This window comes from Flavobacterium sp. (genome assembly GCF_043720215.1).
GTDB lineage: Bacteria > Bacteroidota > Bacteroidia > Flavobacteriales > Flavobacteriaceae > Flavobacterium.
This window is the reverse complement of sequence record NZ_JAYSSZ010000054.1, coordinates 1-15,800: the sequence shown is the minus strand read 5'-3', so window position 1 is coordinate 15,800 and position 15,800 is coordinate 1. Positions and strand designations below refer to the sequence as shown.

21 protein-coding genes are annotated in these 15,800 nt (G+C 31.2%); 10 read left to right on the top strand and 11 right to left on the bottom strand.

Features of this window, described 5'->3' with window-relative positions:
- The coding region (locus ACHZC3_RS02385; protein WP_394758278.1) for an ACP S-malonyltransferase at positions 1-446 on the bottom strand (446 nt) is incomplete at its 3' end.
- Positions 447-587: 141 nt separating this feature from the next.
- Here ACHZC3_RS02385 and ACHZC3_RS02380 point away from each other — a divergent pair.
- A complete protein-coding gene (locus ACHZC3_RS02380; RefSeq protein WP_394758277.1) occupies positions 588-2,216 on the top strand; it encodes a hypothetical protein in 1,629 nt (542 codons plus the stop codon).
- A gap of 56 nt (positions 2,217-2,272) precedes the next feature.
- On the opposite strand, the gene ACHZC3_RS02375 is transcribed toward ACHZC3_RS02380, so the two are convergent.
- The 6 genes from ACHZC3_RS02375 to ACHZC3_RS02350 are packed head-to-tail and all read right to left on the bottom strand — an operon-like array spanning position 2,273 to position 4,883.
- On the bottom strand, positions 2,273-2,794 hold the full coding sequence (locus ACHZC3_RS02375) for an NADPH-dependent FMN reductase (protein ID WP_394758276.1): 522 nt from the start codon (positions 2,792-2,794) through the stop codon (positions 2,273-2,275).
- Entirely contained in the window at positions 2,794-3,201 is a 408-nt protein-coding gene (locus ACHZC3_RS02370; RefSeq protein WP_394758275.1) for an AtaL-like protein, read from the bottom strand. Before ACHZC3_RS02370 ends, ACHZC3_RS02375 begins: the two co-directional genes overlap by 1 nt.
- Positions 3,201-3,428, bottom strand: coding sequence for a (4Fe-4S)-binding protein (locus tag ACHZC3_RS02365; RefSeq protein WP_394758274.1), 228 nt, complete (start codon positions 3,426-3,428; stop codon positions 3,201-3,203). Before ACHZC3_RS02365 ends, ACHZC3_RS02370 begins: the two co-directional genes overlap by 1 nt.
- Positions 3,429-3,430: 2 nt before the next feature.
- Positions 3,431-3,838 (bottom strand): OsmC family protein, encoded by a 408-nt coding sequence (locus tag ACHZC3_RS02360; protein ID WP_394758273.1) that lies wholly within the window; start codon positions 3,836-3,838, stop codon positions 3,431-3,433.
- Positions 3,839-3,840: 2 nt separating this feature from the next.
- On the bottom strand, positions 3,841-4,125 hold the full coding sequence (locus ACHZC3_RS02355) for a GNAT family N-acetyltransferase (RefSeq protein WP_394758272.1): 285 nt from the start codon (positions 4,123-4,125) through the stop codon (positions 3,841-3,843).
- Positions 4,126-4,166: 41 nt separating this feature from the next.
- Positions 4,167-4,883: a pirin family protein gene (locus ACHZC3_RS02350; RefSeq protein WP_394758271.1), complete on the bottom strand. Its 717-nt coding sequence runs from the start codon at positions 4,881-4,883 to the stop codon at positions 4,167-4,169.
- Between the two features lie 232 nt (positions 4,884-5,115).
- Here ACHZC3_RS02350 and ACHZC3_RS02345 point away from each other — a divergent pair, with 232 nt between their 5' ends.
- The 9 genes from ACHZC3_RS02345 to ACHZC3_RS02305 all read left to right on the top strand — a co-directional run bounded on the left by ACHZC3_RS02345 (position 5,116) and on the right by ACHZC3_RS02305 (position 12,476).
- The gene (locus ACHZC3_RS02345) at positions 5,116-5,766 is read left to right on the top strand and encodes a phage tail protein (RefSeq protein ID WP_394758270.1); all 651 of its coding nucleotides are present in this window, start codon (positions 5,116-5,118) and stop codon (positions 5,764-5,766) included.
- 70 nt (positions 5,767-5,836) lie between these two features.
- Entirely contained in the window at positions 5,837-6,892 is a 1,056-nt protein-coding gene (locus ACHZC3_RS02340) for a T9SS type A sorting domain-containing protein (protein ID WP_394758269.1), read from the top strand.
- 67 nt (positions 6,893-6,959) lie between these two features.
- Positions 6,960-7,394 (top strand): hypothetical protein, encoded by a 435-nt coding sequence (locus ACHZC3_RS02335; RefSeq protein WP_394758268.1) that lies wholly within the window; start codon positions 6,960-6,962, stop codon positions 7,392-7,394.
- A gap of 387 nt (positions 7,395-7,781) precedes the next feature.
- On the top strand, positions 7,782-9,239 hold the full coding sequence (locus ACHZC3_RS02330; RefSeq protein WP_394758267.1) for an ATP-binding protein: 1,458 nt from the start codon (positions 7,782-7,784) through the stop codon (positions 9,237-9,239).
- A complete protein-coding gene (locus tag ACHZC3_RS02325) occupies positions 9,232-9,978 on the top strand; it encodes a LytR/AlgR family response regulator transcription factor (RefSeq protein WP_394758266.1) in 747 nt (248 codons plus the stop codon). Before ACHZC3_RS02330 ends, ACHZC3_RS02325 begins: the two co-directional genes overlap by 8 nt.
- A gap of 443 nt (positions 9,979-10,421) precedes the next feature.
- Positions 10,422-10,769, top strand: a complete 348-nt coding sequence (locus tag ACHZC3_RS02320) for a hypothetical protein (RefSeq protein ID WP_394758265.1) — start codon at positions 10,422-10,424, stop codon at positions 10,767-10,769.
- Positions 10,770-10,811: 42 nt separating this feature from the next.
- On the top strand, positions 10,812-11,282 hold the full coding sequence (locus tag ACHZC3_RS02315) for a hypothetical protein (protein WP_394758264.1): 471 nt from the start codon (positions 10,812-10,814) through the stop codon (positions 11,280-11,282).
- Positions 11,283-11,286: 4 nt separating this feature from the next.
- Complete coding sequence (locus tag ACHZC3_RS02310; RefSeq protein WP_394758263.1) at positions 11,287-12,069, top strand: hypothetical protein; 783 nt, start codon at positions 11,287-11,289, stop codon at positions 12,067-12,069.
- 2 nt (positions 12,070-12,071) lie between these two features.
- A complete protein-coding gene (locus ACHZC3_RS02305) occupies positions 12,072-12,476 on the top strand; it encodes a thiol-disulfide oxidoreductase DCC family protein (protein WP_394758262.1) in 405 nt (134 codons plus the stop codon).
- Positions 12,477-12,594: 118 nt separating this feature from the next.
- On the opposite strand, the gene ACHZC3_RS02300 is transcribed toward ACHZC3_RS02305, so the two are convergent.
- The 4 genes from ACHZC3_RS02300 to ACHZC3_RS02285 all read right to left on the bottom strand — a co-directional run.
- Positions 12,595-13,206, bottom strand: coding sequence for a Crp/Fnr family transcriptional regulator (locus tag ACHZC3_RS02300; RefSeq protein WP_394758261.1), 612 nt, complete (start codon positions 13,204-13,206; stop codon positions 12,595-12,597).
- Positions 13,206-13,526, bottom strand: a complete 321-nt coding sequence (locus ACHZC3_RS02295; protein WP_394758260.1) for a DUF6370 family protein — start codon at positions 13,524-13,526, stop codon at positions 13,206-13,208. Before ACHZC3_RS02295 ends, ACHZC3_RS02300 begins: the two co-directional genes overlap by 1 nt.
- 162 nt (positions 13,527-13,688) lie before the next feature.
- Positions 13,689-14,852 carry a formate-dependent phosphoribosylglycinamide formyltransferase gene (gene purT / locus ACHZC3_RS02290; protein ID WP_394758259.1) on the bottom strand — a complete coding sequence of 388 codons (1,164 nt, stop codon included), beginning with the start codon at positions 14,850-14,852 and terminating at the stop codon, positions 13,689-13,691.
- A gap of 51 nt (positions 14,853-14,903) precedes the next feature.
- Positions 14,904-15,800 (bottom strand): pyridoxal phosphate-dependent aminotransferase (locus ACHZC3_RS02285; RefSeq protein WP_394758258.1); only part of this gene is annotated, 897 nt, incomplete at its 5' end.

The window sequence follows — 15,800 nt, the reverse complement described above, 5'->3', positions numbered from 1 at the left end:
ACAACACCATCAATAGAAGCACAAATATCTTCTACGATTTTGTCATCAAGATTTAAAACTGCCGCCATTGTAGAAGGCGCAATTTCACATGCTTTTTGCATGGCAATGGCTCTTTTTGAAACTAATTTTAATCCGTCTTCAAATGACAAAGCACCATTGGCAACCAAAGCTGAAAATTCACCTAAAGAATGTCCAGCAACCATTTCTGGTTTAAAGTTGTCTAAAGTTTTTGCTAAAATAACCGAATGTAAAAAAACGGCTGGTTGTGTTACTTTGGTTTCTTTCAGTTCTTCGGCTGTTCCTTCAAACATGATATCTGTAATTCGGAAACCTAATATTTCATTCGCTTTTTCAAATAATTCTTTAGCAATAGCCGAGTTTTCGTATAGGTCTTTTCCCATTCCTGAAAATTGCGCGCCTTGACCTGGAAATATGTATGCTTTCATTTTTTTAGTTTAAATTTAGTTTAGTTTTAAAAAATATTTACTAGAATATAAGGTATAGGTTTCTAAAATATTTGAAAACAAAAATACTTATTTTGTAACAATCTTGTCGAATAAATGTCTAATATTTAAAAACTAAATAAAATGAAAAAAATTCTACCAATAGTATTTGTATTACTAGTTACAGTATTCTATTTTTATGTTTCATTACCCGTATTAAGTTATGGTTTTGCAGGCATCACGGTGTTATTATTAATAATTGCCGCATTATTGTTTTTTGCTTTTTCGAAATTCACATTAAGTCAAGACGGAAAAACATTTAAACCAGTAACCGTTTTTTGGAAAATTCCTGCATTATTGGTTGGTATTTCTATTTTGTACTCGTTTGTATTGCCTTTTTTTACTTCGCATCCCATTTTTAGAAATCAGGATTATAGAAATTTAATAGGAAAAGTAGCTACTGGAGATAAATTAACCAATCATATTGCTCCGATTTCTATGAATGAAATTAGAGTAGTTGATGAAAGTTTAGCGTATTTATTAGGCGAAAAAATATTAGGATCTCAGCCAGCATTAGGAAGTCAGGCACATTTAGGAGAATTTTTCATCCAGAAAGTTAACAATAAATTGTATTGGATTGCACCATTAGAACATTCTGGTTTTTTCAAATGGTTAAACAACAAACAAGGAACAACAGGATATGTAATGGTTTCGGCAACGAATGAACGTGATGTAAAATTGGTTCAAGAAATTAATGGAAAGCCTATTTTATTAAAATATCAAAGAGAAGCATATTTTGAAAGTAATTTACACCGTTATTTATATTTTAATGGGTATAGCACAGTTGGTTTAACCGATTTTTCTTTTGAAATTGACGATGCTGGAGTACCTTATTGGGTAGTTACCAAATACAAAAAGCAAGTTGGTTTTTCTGGTAATGATGCTACTGGAGTTGTTGTTGTAAATGCACAAAGTGGTGATATAAAAGAATACAATATTAAAAAAACACCAATTTGGATAGACAGAATTCAGCCGATTTCATTCATAAAAAATCAATTGAACGATTGGGGCGAATATGTAAAAGGCTATTGGAATTTTTCTAACGAAAATAAACTTCAAATTACAGAAGATTTAACTTTAGTATATGGTGAAGACAATAAATCGTATTGGTATACTGGAATTACATCTGTAGGAAAAGACGAATCGGCAGTTGGTTTTGTTTTAGTAGATACTAGAACTAAAGAAACTACTTTTTACAAGCAAAGTGGTGCTACGGAATTTGCTGCACAAAGTTCGGCACAAGGAAAAGTACAAGAAAAAGGGTTTAATGCTTCATTACCCATTCCATATAATATTAACAACATTCCAACGTATGTGATGACATTAAAAGACAACGGTGGTTTGGTGAAAATGTATGCTATGGTTTCTATCTCAGATTACACGATTGTTGGAACTGGAAACACGATGCGCGAAGCCTTAACGGCATATAAAACCGTATTAAATTCTTCTGGAAATAAAATAAATGCGGATAGTAAGTCTGCAAAAAAAGTAGTTGAATCCGCTATTGTAAGGATTCAGAATGATGTGAAAAACGGAAATAGTTTTTATTACTTCACGGTAAAAGATGTTCCTAATATATTTGTAGGTTCGTCTCAAATTTCTAATCAATTGCCAATTACGGCTGTTGGTGACAATGTGAAAATCTCTTTCGATTTGGATAATGAAGAAATTATTGATGTTTCGACATTTGAGAATTTAAGTTTGAAAAAGTAAAATAAAAAAGGGAAGTTTCTAAATCAGAACTTCCCTTTTCTTTTATAATTAATAAACTAAATCGCTTTTATAATTTCTAATAATTGCTTTTTCAAGTCTTCGTTTGTAATTCCTTTTTCTGGATTAAAATTATCGTTGAAGCTTGGCAAAGAAAAACTTCCTTTTACAATTCCGCCTTGAAATGGAAATCGTTTGGTGGCAATATCTAACACTGAACTTCCACCACGAGCTCCAGGAGAAGTTGCTAATAAAAGCATTTCTTTTTCCTGAAAGGTTTTCGCATTGATTCTTGACGTCCAATCTAATACATTTTTGAAAGCAGCAGAAAAATTTCCGTTGTGTTCTGCAAATGAAATAACAAGTAAATCGGCGCTTCCAATTTTCGCATAGAAATCGGTTGCTAATTGGTGAATTCCGTTTTCTTTTTCTTTATCAACAGAAAAAACAGGCATTTCATAATCGTTTAAATCTAAAACTTCCACCGAAGCATTTTCAAATTGGTTGGCAGCATAAGTTACCAATTGTTTGTTTATGGATGTCTTACTTGAAGAACCCGCAAAAGCAATGATTTTTCTCATTAGTTATTTTCTATAAAAGTTTTCGTTTTTAATACGCCGTTTTTCACCATTTCTTGATTTTCAAATTCAGATTGCGTGTTTTTATCTTTCCAGTTGATGGTAAATGTCATTTCGGTTTCATTATCTGAAATCGCTTTAATATCATTATCCACATAACCTTCAAACTTCGGATGCACTAACAACAAAAACCGCACTTTATTCGGAATGAAAGTAATTTTCTCTACCAAAGTTGTAGCGTTTTCTGCTATAGTGATTGTCATTTTTCTGGTTACAAAGTCTTCGTTTTTCTCCAAAATAATTACATCACTTACGCCTGGAACAAAGTTTTCTGGCTTTTCAATTTTTAGAATTAAATGTTGCCACACTTTTTCCAAAGAAGCGTTTACTGTCGTTGAAAATTGAACCATTATTTATCGTTTAAATAAAATGACAAAGCGCCAGAAGGACACTTTTTCACAGTTTCAATAATTTTATCAGTAGTCGAATTTTCTGGTGTAATCCAAGGTTGTTCTTTTGGTTTAAACACATCTGGATTATTCTTTACACAATTTCCAGAATGCGTACACTTTCCAGATTGCCATACAATGGTTACTTCGCCATTTGTATATTCTTTTATACTATTTTTCGGATCCATGACTATATAGTTGTGTTGATTAAAATGTTATTTTTTAGAATTTTCGAAACAGGACATTTTTCGGCAATGACTAATAACCTGTTTTTTATATCTTCTTCAATTGTGTTTGAAAAAGTAATCGTTCTTGAAATGGTAGTCGTTAATTCAGGATTATTTTCTTGAGATAAATTCAATGAAATGTTTATTTCCGGAATATCCCAACCTTTTCTATCGATATACATTCGCAAAGTCGACAACGTACAACCTGCCAAAGAAGCCAAAAGTGTGGAATATGGATCTGGACCCAAGTCTTTTCCTTCAATACTTTCCGGTTCGTCCATTACAAAAGTTCCGTTACGCCAAGAAATGGTACACAAATATTTCTGTACACCAATTTTTCCTGTAATGTTATTTTCTAAAAGATTTTCCATGTTTATAAAACATCGTTAAACTCTGGAGTTTTATCAAAAACGCTTTTCGCAAACGGACAAAGTGGAATAATTTTAATTCCTTTTTCTCTAGCAAATTTAACAGCTTTTGCTACCATTTTCTTTCCAAAACCTTTTCCGTTATTTCCTGGATTGACTTCCGTATGATCAATAATAATTTTATCATCACCAGCAAAAACGAAAGTCATTAATGCTTCTTGTTTTCCGTCAATTTCAATGAAAAAAGCACCGTTTTTATCATTATTTTTTAGTTGTACTTCTTCGTTCATAATTTTCTTTTTACTGAGACTGCGACTGAAGACTGAATCTTTTAGTGTTCCATTGGAATTTCCATTAATAAAAATTTCGAATCAGAAGTCGCTTTAATATCTAAGGTTTTAAAATCAGTAATTCCTAATCCATCACGCGTTTCTAATTCTTGTCCATCAACAGTAATTGTTCCAGAAATTACGAAAACATACATTCCGTTTCCTTCTTTTTTCAATTCGTAGGTTTTAGAAAAATCTTTTTCGAAATATGCTAAATGAAACCACGCATCTTGGTGAATCCAAACTCCCGCATCATCTGCATTTGGAGATAAAATTTGCGCGAAATTATTTTTTTGTTCCGTTACATCTAATGTAATTTGTTGGTAACGAGGTTCTACATTTCTAGTTTTTGGAAACAACCAAATTTGGAATAATTTTGTTTGCTGATCAGCATTTGGATTGAATTCGCTATGTTGAATTCCAGTTCCAGCACTCATTACTTGCACATCGCCAGTTTTGATAACTTCAGTATTTCCCATGCTGTCTTTGTGAGCCAAATCGCCTTCTAACGGAATGGTAATAATTTCCATATTATCGTGAGGGTGTGTTCCAAAACCCATTCCAGCTGCAACAGTATCGTCATTTAAAACACGTAACGTTCCAAATTGAACTCTTTCTGGATTGTACCAACTAGCGAAACTAAAACTGTGATAAGCATTTAACCAACCGTGATCTGCATGTCCGCGAGTATTTGCTTTGTGTAAAACTGTATTTTTCATAATATATAAATTTAGTAATTATTATGATACAAATTTACACTTATGAGAAATGAAAGACACTTAACATAGATTAAGAAATCAATATTACTCCCGAAAAGACTTAAAAATAGTTACTATTCAATCTTATGACATTAAAAATTGATTTCATGACATTTTTTATTAAATCTATTTTTAAATCAAAATATCTTTGAACATATAATTAATCAAAATTAACTTTTTAAAACTAAAAACTATGGACGAAATAATGGGAGTAATCAAATTATTTGCTGGTAACTTTGCTCCACGAGGTTACTTTACTTGTGAAGGGCAATCTTTGCCAATCAATCAATACCAAGCTTTGTTTTCTATTCTTGGTACAACTTATGGTGGTGACGGAACGACTACATTTAAACTTCCCGATTTTCGTGGGGCATTTCCAACACAATGTGCAAATATTAGTGGAGCACACCCTGGAGGGACTTATGCTTATGGTCAAGTTGGAGGGACTCAATCTGCTACAATTACTGCGGCTAACATGCCACCACATACCCACACGATTATAAAAGGGACTGGATCTAATCTTTCAGGAAGCTTAACTGTAAATACAGTTTTACAAGCCAGTACAAGTAACGGGCAAAATTCTACTCCATCTTTAACAAATAATGCTCTAGGAAAAACGGTTGATACAAATGGTGCTGATGCCCCTAATCTTTATACTAATGCAGCACCAAATCAAAACTTAGTCGGAGTTAGTTCAACTGTAAATAACACTTTAAATTTTGACCCAACTGGTCTTTCATTATCACCTTGGGGTTCTGGTCCTCAGCCAATTTCTACAGTTCCAAATTTTGTAGCCATGCAATACATTATTTGTTGCGAAGGTGTATACCCAAGTAGACCTTAAGATTAATTGGACTATTCTTACAAATAGTCCATTTTTTTTATATTTTTACTTAATTAAATTTACGAAAACTATGTTAAAAAAATTACTCTTCTTAGGATCCTTTTTAAGTTTATTTTCATCCTTAAATGCACAAACTACATTAAGTGCAGGTGACATGGCAATTGTAGGGCTAAACTATGATTCAGTACCTTATGAAATGGCCATAGTAAATCTTGTGCCAATATTATCAGGCACAGTTATTCGCATAACAGATTATGCATATGATGAAACAACAAGCGCTTTTAGTACAGTTTCTACCGGCAATACCTCAGAAGGGTCTATTCAATGGACAACAACTTCAGCACTAGCTGCCGGAACCGTAACGAAATTCACTATTAATGCAGCTTCCGGAACACCAGTAGTTTCAGGGCTTCTTGGTAATGTCACTGTAATTGGTTGGACAAACACTGTTACAACAGCATGCCCATCAGCTGCAGGAGGAGACAATTGGTTTATTTTCCAAGGTCCTAATGCTACGACTGTAACAACTTATGTTTTTGCTTGGTGTAATCCATTTGCTTTAACACATAATACTATTCCTCAAGTTGCTGGCCAATTTTTAGTGCCTGGCTCAGGTTTAAGCAATATTTTTAATTCTTATTTACCACCAAGTTTAACTTTGGGAACTAATGCGATTTCTTTAAGTAGAGACCCTGCTTCTGCAGGATATCATGGAGATGATAATGTTTACATAGGTCCAAAAACAGGAAATAAAAGTAGTTTAATTACAGCTATTTCAACAATTTCGAATTGGAATCATAACGAAACTACTAGTTATGATATAAATCCTGGGGGTGCTAATTTCCCAGGAAGCAACCCTGTTTTCGCCATTCCTTTAGGTGTTGAAGATTTTGATATCAATAATCTTAATTTTTATCCAAATCCAACTTCCAACATTTTAAGTATTGAATGTTCTAATACCATTGATAGTATTCTTGTAATTAACTTACTTGGACAGGTAATACTTGAAAATAAAACCAATAATTCAACCGTTCAAATAGATTTATCAAACTTTCCAAAAGCGTCATATTTTATAAAAGTAACTTCAGAAGGAAAAGAGAAAACAATAAAAGTAGTTAAGCAATAATAACTTTTATATTTAAAAATTAACAAACAGTATTTTAAAAAAAGAAACAAATTAAATAATTTATATTATGAGTACAGCAAATTCAACATGTACACCAGTACTACCTCCAGGAACAATTATAGATGGTTCAATAGTCACATCTCTATTTAGTCCAGTAACATTTCCTAATGCACGGTCAAAAAAACCTTTCGCACCAGTTGTTCAAGCGTATTATGATTCAGGAAAAAAGAATCTTCAAGTTTCTGCTGTGATTTTTATTGATGCAGCAGCAGTAATTCCTACTCCTCTTTCTGATAATATTAAAGTTTATTATGATAATAGCCAATTACTACCAACGTTTAATATTTCATATAATAATTTAGAAAAAGAAGCGAAAACGTTTAGTGTATATCAAGTAAATTTTAATCTTTCTTTGGGAAACAAGCCTGCTTCAATAATGACATTTGTTTGGGATGAAGACCCTGTTACATCTAGAGGAACAGAGACCACTGTACAACCTTAATTAAAACATTTTTTCTTTAAGAATTAATAAAAAAAACAGAGGTTTTATTTCCCCTGTTTTTTTTATTGTCAAATTCAATTATATTTGTAAGAAAATTACAGATTGATAAAGATTAAAATATTATACTTTCTAGTACTCTTCAATACTTCTTTTTTGCTTTTTTCACAGCAAAATGACAATGAAATTTTGTTTAAAAATGATATTAAAACTAAAAGCGAAAAATTTACTCAGGAAATAAATTTTAATAAAGCTCAATTATTCTTTTTCAAAAAAAATTGGGATTCTACTTTAGTGTATTCCATGAGACAACTTAGCTTTAACAAAAAAACACCCGAACTTACCAATTTTTGCCATTTTTTTAGAGGTTTTAGTTTTAAACAAAAAAAAATGCTTGTCGAAGCAAAAAAAGAGTTTAATAAAATTTCAAAAACATTTGAATTTTACGAAAGTGTAAAAAACATTTTAGGAGAAATTGCATTAGAACAAAATGAATTTAAAACCGCTATAATTTATTTAGAAGAATTTCAAAATTTTCCTGAGACTAATTCTTTTAACATAAAAAAAAGTATTGTAAATCATAATTTAGGAATTTGTTATTTGCATTTACAAGATTTTAAAAGAGCAGAATCTTATCTTTTAAAAAGCACAAAATTACAGGAATTAGAAAAAGATACCTTAATGCTTATTGGAGCTTACGGAGATGTTGCAAATTTGTATTACAATCAGTATAAGGATAATTTGGCAATTCCTTTTTTTGAGAAAGCATATTATTTGTCTAAAAAAGTAAAGAATTTTAGGTTAAAAAAAACTGCCGCCAATAATATGGCCGTAGTTGAAGAAAATAGAAAAAACTTTGAAAAAGCACTTGTTTACAGAAAAGAAGCAGGAAAATGGAATGATTCATTAACTGATCAAAATAAAATTTGGGCAGTTGCTGAAGTAGAAAAGAAATTTGCCATAAAGCAAAAGCAAGAAGAAATTCATGTTCTTGAAGTAGAAAATAAAATTAAACAAACACAGCGAAATGGATTACTTGTTGTGGCGGTTTTATTATTGAGTGTGTTTGGTATTGGACTTTATTTTTACAGACAGAAAATTAAAACAAATAAAATAATTCTTTCACAAAAAGAAAACCTTGACGAATTAAACGCCACAAAAGACAAGCTATTTACTATAGTTAGTCATGATTTGCGTTCATCTGTAAATGCTTTAAAAACTAGTAATACAAAATTATTAAGTCATTTAGAAACCAAAAACTACGAACAACTTGACGTTCTACTTCACAAAAACAACGCCATTGCTAATAGTTCGTATAACTTATTAGATAACTTACTCAACTGGTCGCAACAACAAACCAACCAATTGTTTTTTCAGCAAGAATCATTACATCTATTTTCCATTATTCAACAAATAGAATACAATTATAAACCCATAGTTTCTGAAAAAGATATAGATCTAAATATAAATATTGATAAAAATATTTATGTTTTTATGGATTTAGATTCGTTGAAAATTATTCTAAGAAATATGTTAGACAATGCAATTAAATTTTCTCATGAAAAAGGAACTATTTCCATTTATTTGCATAAACCAAAAGATAATTTTATAGAATTAGTAATTGAAGATACAGGTGTCGGAATGAGCAACATAGTCATTCAAGAATTATTACAAGAAACTACAAAATTGTCTAAAAAAAATAATAAAGAAATTATAGGAACCGGTTTAGGTATGCAACTTTGCAAATCTATGCTTGTGAAAAATGGGGGTAAATTAGACATAGAAAGTAAAATTGGTTTAGGAACAAAGTTTATTTTATTTTTACCAAAAGAAAACACTAATGGATAAAATAAATATTCTAATCATTGAAGATACAAAATCTGAAGAAGAAGCATTAACAAGTGTACTTCTAGAAAATGATTATAACGTTGTTGGAGTAGCAACCAATTACACGGAAGCATTAACCCTTTTCTATCAGAACAAAGTAGATTTAGTGATTATTGATGTTTTCTTAAATGGTCAACCAGAAGGAATTACTTTTGCTGAAACCTTAACTATAACACCAAATGTTGCAAAACCATTCGTTTTCTTAACAAGCTCAAAAGACCGTCAAATTTTTGAAAGAGCAAAACTTACTAAACCATTTAGTTTCTTACTAAAACCATTTAATGAGTTAGAAGTTTTATATGCTATTGAGATGGCAATTGAGAAATTTTATGAGCAAACCAATGTATTTGTTAGTGAAGAAGAAGATACAGTCATTGGTAACAATTATTTATTTATAAAAAAGAATAGTGCTTTAAAGAAAGTGGCAATTGAAGACATTATTTATATTGAAGTTGAAGAAAGATATTGTAATATAATTACACAAAAAGAAAGATTTTTAGTTGCTCTTTCTTTAACTAAAATCATATCTTTTTTAGATACTAATAAGTTTGCAAGAACTCACCGTAATTATATCGTAAATACTAATAGAATTTCGGAGATAATACTTGCCGACAACTTAATTGTATTAGAAGGAAACCATAAGGTAAATTTAAGTGATAAATACAAAGATTTTATACGCAAGTTTAAGATATTGAAATAATTTTTATGTAAAAAGATATTTAAAAATCTTCCAATTTTATTGGAAGATTTTTTTATGCATTAAATTCTTGTAAATGGATTTTCTCATCTTATGACACAAATCAAGCTCTTGGTGCCAATATCTGTTTTTTAGCTTATTTCTTGTGGTTATTTTTATGGTAGAAAACAAATTGAAGCTAGCCTTTTTGATATTTCTATCGTCTTATATTTATTCGTTTTTATGCTAAAGCAACATGTGTTTACATGATAATATTAATTAAGTATAAATAATTATTGATTATAGACAAAGTTAAGAAGTACATTCAGAGTCCACTATAATAAATGGGGAAGAACTGAAAATTTTTATGGGGAAGTTCTTAATGTAATATTCCATAAATAGAATTTAATTTAAAACAGGAAAGTCGAAAACTGAATAGAGTAGACAAAATAAAACAAACAATAGTTATGTCAAATTTATCAAAATCAGAATTAGCAGCAATTGATTTAATGATTGCTCAATTAGAAGAAAACGGAACAACTGAATTCAAATCATTTATTAGCTCTATAGTTAGTGCGGTCTCAGACATTGCTAGTGCTGTTACAAATGTTGCTACAAATGCTGCAACGGCAGTTTCAGACATTGCAACGGCTGCATGTCCTGCTGTTCAAATAGTAGCGCAAGTTTGCCCTATGGTTGCAGCTGCTGGCGCAGAGGTTAGTAAAATGGATGGACTTAATGCAATTAACGAAAGTGGATTGGACAAAGTGTTAACTTTGGATCAACTTAAAGCTATAAGACAAAAAAATTCTTAATAAGTGTTCTTATTTATATTAGTAGTGCTTACCATATTTACTGTGGTAAGCATTCTTTACCAGATAAAGAAACTACAAAAGAAAATTCAAAAATGGGATAAATTTGGGATAGTTCCTAATTACAGTTTTTTTGCTCCAATGCCTTTATTGAGTGATTATAGAATAGCTTATAAAATAACTAATAGGGAAGAGCAAGAGTGGGAAGAAGTTCCAATTTATATAGATTTTAATTTTTTTAGAACATTTTGGAATCCATTCAAATATTATAATAAAGGACTTATAGATTCTTGTCATTTTTTGATTGGTGAATATCATGCTTTAGAAAATAAAAAAGTAATACAGCTTTCAATATTTTATCTAAATATATTATCATTAATAGCTGATTTTTTAAAAGATAAAACAAAAGAAATTGATGATGAAAACACCATTAGATTTAGTATTATATCTTCTAAGGGAATGAAAGACATTATAATTGATAAAATCATTTTTGCATCGTATAATCAAATAGTTTAAAACCATGGAAAATTTATCTATAACAACAGCATACACAATTAGTGTTTGTATATTGCTTTTATCATCATTTGTTTCTTCGTTTGAGTTAGCAAGTGTTCCCAAAAAATATATTGATTTTGTTTTTCCTTCAATTACAATTCAAAATAAATATATAAAGTGGAAAGCATTTAATTACTCGTTTTTATTATTGACACTTCTTTCTTTAGTTTTTCTTTTCACAAAAGAATTAGTGTTTTTTAAGATAACATTTATATTAACTACAGTGGGTCTTTTTTATTTGTACAAATTAAGAACGATTGGAAAAGACGGAGCTGATCAGATGCGATTATTAACTTTTTTATCCTTTTCAATATGCTTTTTAATTGAAAGTAAAATGGGAATGTTGTTGTCTGTTTCTTTTGTTGGAGCTCAAGCCTTAATTGCGTATGCTACTTCGGGAATTGCTAAGTTAAGATCTATTCATTGGAGAAGAGGTAATTTGCTTTCGGATATATTAGGAACTTATTCTTACGGAATACCTAAAGTTTCAGGTTTTTTAAAAAAGCATTCTTTTTTAGAAAAAATGGCTTCGTATGGTGCGATTGCAACAATGATCTCGGTGCCTATTTGCTTTTTTATACCAAATCCAGAGTATCTATATATCTCTTTATCATGTATGTTTTTATTTCATTTTGCAACTGCTTTACTAATGGGACTAAATGATTTTTTACTAACTTTTCCACTAACCTATCCTGGAGTGCTAATTTTGCATGGACTATTACATGGTTATGTGAATTTATATAATTAAATATGAGAGATAATATTATTTTTTTTGATGGAATATGTGCAATGTGTAATAATTTTGTTTTGTTTGTTTTGCGAAAAGACAAAAACAAACAAGTCTTATTTATGTCTTTGCAGTCTCAAAAAGCAAAAGATATTTTGTTTAATTATGGGGTGGTCTATAATAGTGACAATTTAAATACTATTTATTATCTCAAAAACAATAAAATTTATTATTATTCAGATGTGATTATAGAGTTATTTATAAATATTAACTATTTTAAAAAAGCAGCAAAAATAGGGAGATTAATTCCAAAATTTTTAAGAGATAATATTTATAAGTTGGTATCACATAACAGATATAAACTGTTTGGTAAAATCGAATCATGCCAATTATTATCGGCACAAGAAAAAATTAGAATAATTGAATAAGAAAAAATTTCGCAAGAAACAGTATTGCAACTATCATAGAACATCTGAGATAATCCAAAACATAATGAGAAGCTTTATATTCTATTAAATAGAATTTATTTTAATTCTATAAAAAAAGTTAAGAAATAAGAAGAGACCTAATATTACTATTTTCTTTCTCTCTCAATAACTTACTTTTCATTTTGCTGAAGAATTCGGGAGTGACACCAATATAAGAAGCGATGTTTTTTTGAGATACTTTTTGAATTAAAGTTGGATATTTTTTGCAGAATTTTTCAAAACGCTCTTCGGCAGATAAACTCAAATTATCCATGAGTCGTTCTTGGTGAGAAACCAATGAATTTTCGGCAAGAATTCTAAAAAACCGTTCTAACTTTGGAATTTCTTGATATAGTTGTTGTTGATTTTCTTTAGTGATTTCAACTATTTCTGCATCCTCTAGCACTTCGATAAAAAGATTTCCGGGTTTTTGGGAAATATAACTATACATATCGCCAATCCACCAACCTTCGCAAGCAAAATGCAATACATGCTCGATAATATTATCGTTTATATTGAAACTTCTTAGAATACCAGAGTTTACAAAATAAGTGCTTTTAGAAATTTCACCCGAGCTCAGTAAAATGGTTTTTGCTTTGTGTTTTTTTGTTTCGGTTTTTGATAAAAAAAGAAGTTCCTCTTGAGGTGTAAGAGAAATATGTTTGAAAATATTTTTAAGTATTAGCGGCATTACTGCTCCATAGGGAGTAATTTAAAATAAGACCCAACAAAACGATTGTTTTTTATTTCACCTACAACTTCTGCTTTTCTGATTACTTCGCAAAAACCATCTTTAGCGTGAGCATCACCATGTTCGTCTATTTTTGTGCCTTCTACAAAATAAGATTTTCCATCGATACGAACCGCTAAATCGCAACCGCCAGATTTCATTCCGAATTGACATTGCCCACAAGAAGCTTCAACGATTTGAGTTTTTTGAACATTTTTTTTCTCTTGAGCATTAACAAGCAATGCTGTAAAAAATAATAATAATGTGACTATTTTTTTCATGACTTAAACGTTTATTTTCTTTTTATTATTTTCAATTTTATCAAAATGATTCTTTTTAGAAGTCTCAACACATCTTTTTCCAGGACCACAGCTTAATCTATGCGGACCGCAAGAATTCAAGAATAATAATGTTACAAGGACTAAAAATATTTTTTTCATAATTTATGAATTTACCTTTACTAAGGTAGTTATTTTTTTTGCACGTTCTACAATTTCTTCAATTGGAGTTTCTAATGTGTCGTTTGTTAAAACTACACCCATTCTTCTGTAGGGTCTTGAAGTTGGTTTACCAAAAATTCTAAAATCGGTTTTAGGCAAACAAGCTACATTTTCTAAGCCAGAATAGGTTGGATTATTTGAGTTTTCAGATGCTAAAATAACAGCACTAGCACCTGCTTTTTCTAAAGTAATTTCGAAAATAGGTAAACTTAGAATTGCTCGTAAATGCAATTCGAATTCGTTAAAATTTTGTGTTCCTGCCAAAGTCACCATTCCTGTATCGTGTGGGCGAGGAGATAATTCAGAAAAGTAAACGCCATCATCGGTCAAGAAAAATTCGACACCAAAAAGTCCTGCGCCACCAAGCGCTTTAGTAACTTTCTTCGCCATATCTTGTGCTTCGCATAAATCTTTATCAGAAATTCTAGCGGGTTGCCAACTTTCTTGGTAATCACCACGTTCTTGACGGTGACCAATTGGCGCACAAAATAAAGTGGGATTATTATTTTGGGCAACAGTTAATAAAGTGATTTCGGAATTAAATTTCACAAAAGCTTCCACAATGACTTCAACTACATCACCACGAGAACCTTCTACGGCATAGTTCCAAGCTATCTCTATATCTTCAACTGTTTTTATGGTTGATTGCCCTTTTCCAGACGAACTCATCAATGGTTTTACAACGCAAGGCATTCCAACGGCTTCGACTCCATTTTGAAGTTCCTCGGCAGAAGTTGCATAACGATAATTAGCCGTTTTCAACCCCAATTCTATAGCTGCCAAATCACGAATTGCTTTTCTGTTCATTGTGAAATTTGCTGCTTTTGCCGATGGGACAACAACAATACCTTGTTTTTCGTAATCGTAAAAACGTTCTGTGCGAATGGCTTCTATTTCTGGCACAATGAAGTCAGGTTGGTGTTTTGCAATTATTCTATCTAATTCAGCACCATCAAGCATATTGATGACTTCAAATCCATGAGCGACCTGCATTGCGGGTGCATTTTCGTAACTATCGACTGCTATAATGGTTTGACCAATGCGTTGGGCGGAGATAGTAAATTCTTTTCCTAATTCGCCTGAACCGAGTAATACTATTTTTGACATTTGTACTATTTTTGGTATAAAAAAAGCCCCAAGTTTCCTTGAGGCAATATATTAAGTTAACACTTCTTTTATTCTTCGAATTGCTTCGGTAAGTAATTCTTCGCTGGTTGCATACGAAATTCTTATGCAGTTTGGGTTGCCAAAAGCATCGCCAGTTACGGTAGCTACATTGGCCTCGCCTAATAAATACATAGAGAAATCGTCTGCATTGTTTATGGTAGTTCCTCGTAGTGTTTTTCCAAAGTAAGAAGAAACATCTGGAAATACATAAAATGCACCTTCTGGAGTATTTAGCTTTAATCCAGGAATTTGTTTAATTAATTCTACTACTAAGTCACGACGACCTTTGAAAGCTGAAACCATTCCGTTTAAAACACTTGGATCGGCATCGACTGCAGCAATTGTTGCTCTTTGGGCAATCGAATTGGCTCCGCTAGTTACTTGTCCTTGCATTTTTGTACATGCTTTTGCAATAAATTCTGGTGCGCCAATATATCCAATTCTCCATCCTGTCATGGCAAATGCTTTGGCAACACCATTTACAGTAATGGTTCTCTCGAACATTCCAGGAATTGAGGCTACGCTGCAAAATGTACCTGAAAAATTGATGTGTTCGTATATTTCGTCGGAAACTATAAATATGTTTGGATATTTTTCTAGAACTTTGGCTAAAGCAGTTAATTCTTCACGATTATATACTGAACCACTTGGGTTGCAAGGTGAGCTGTACCAAATCATTTTGGTTTTGGGTGTGATAGCTGCTTCTAATTGAGCTGGCGTGATTTTGAAATCACTTTCGACAGATGTAGGAACTTCAACAGGAATTCCGCCTGACATTTTGATTATTTCGTAATAAGAAACCCAATATGGTGCAGGAAGAATCACTTCGTCACCTTTATTTAGCATTACTTGTGCAATATTGTATAATGATTGTTTGGCTCCTGTAGA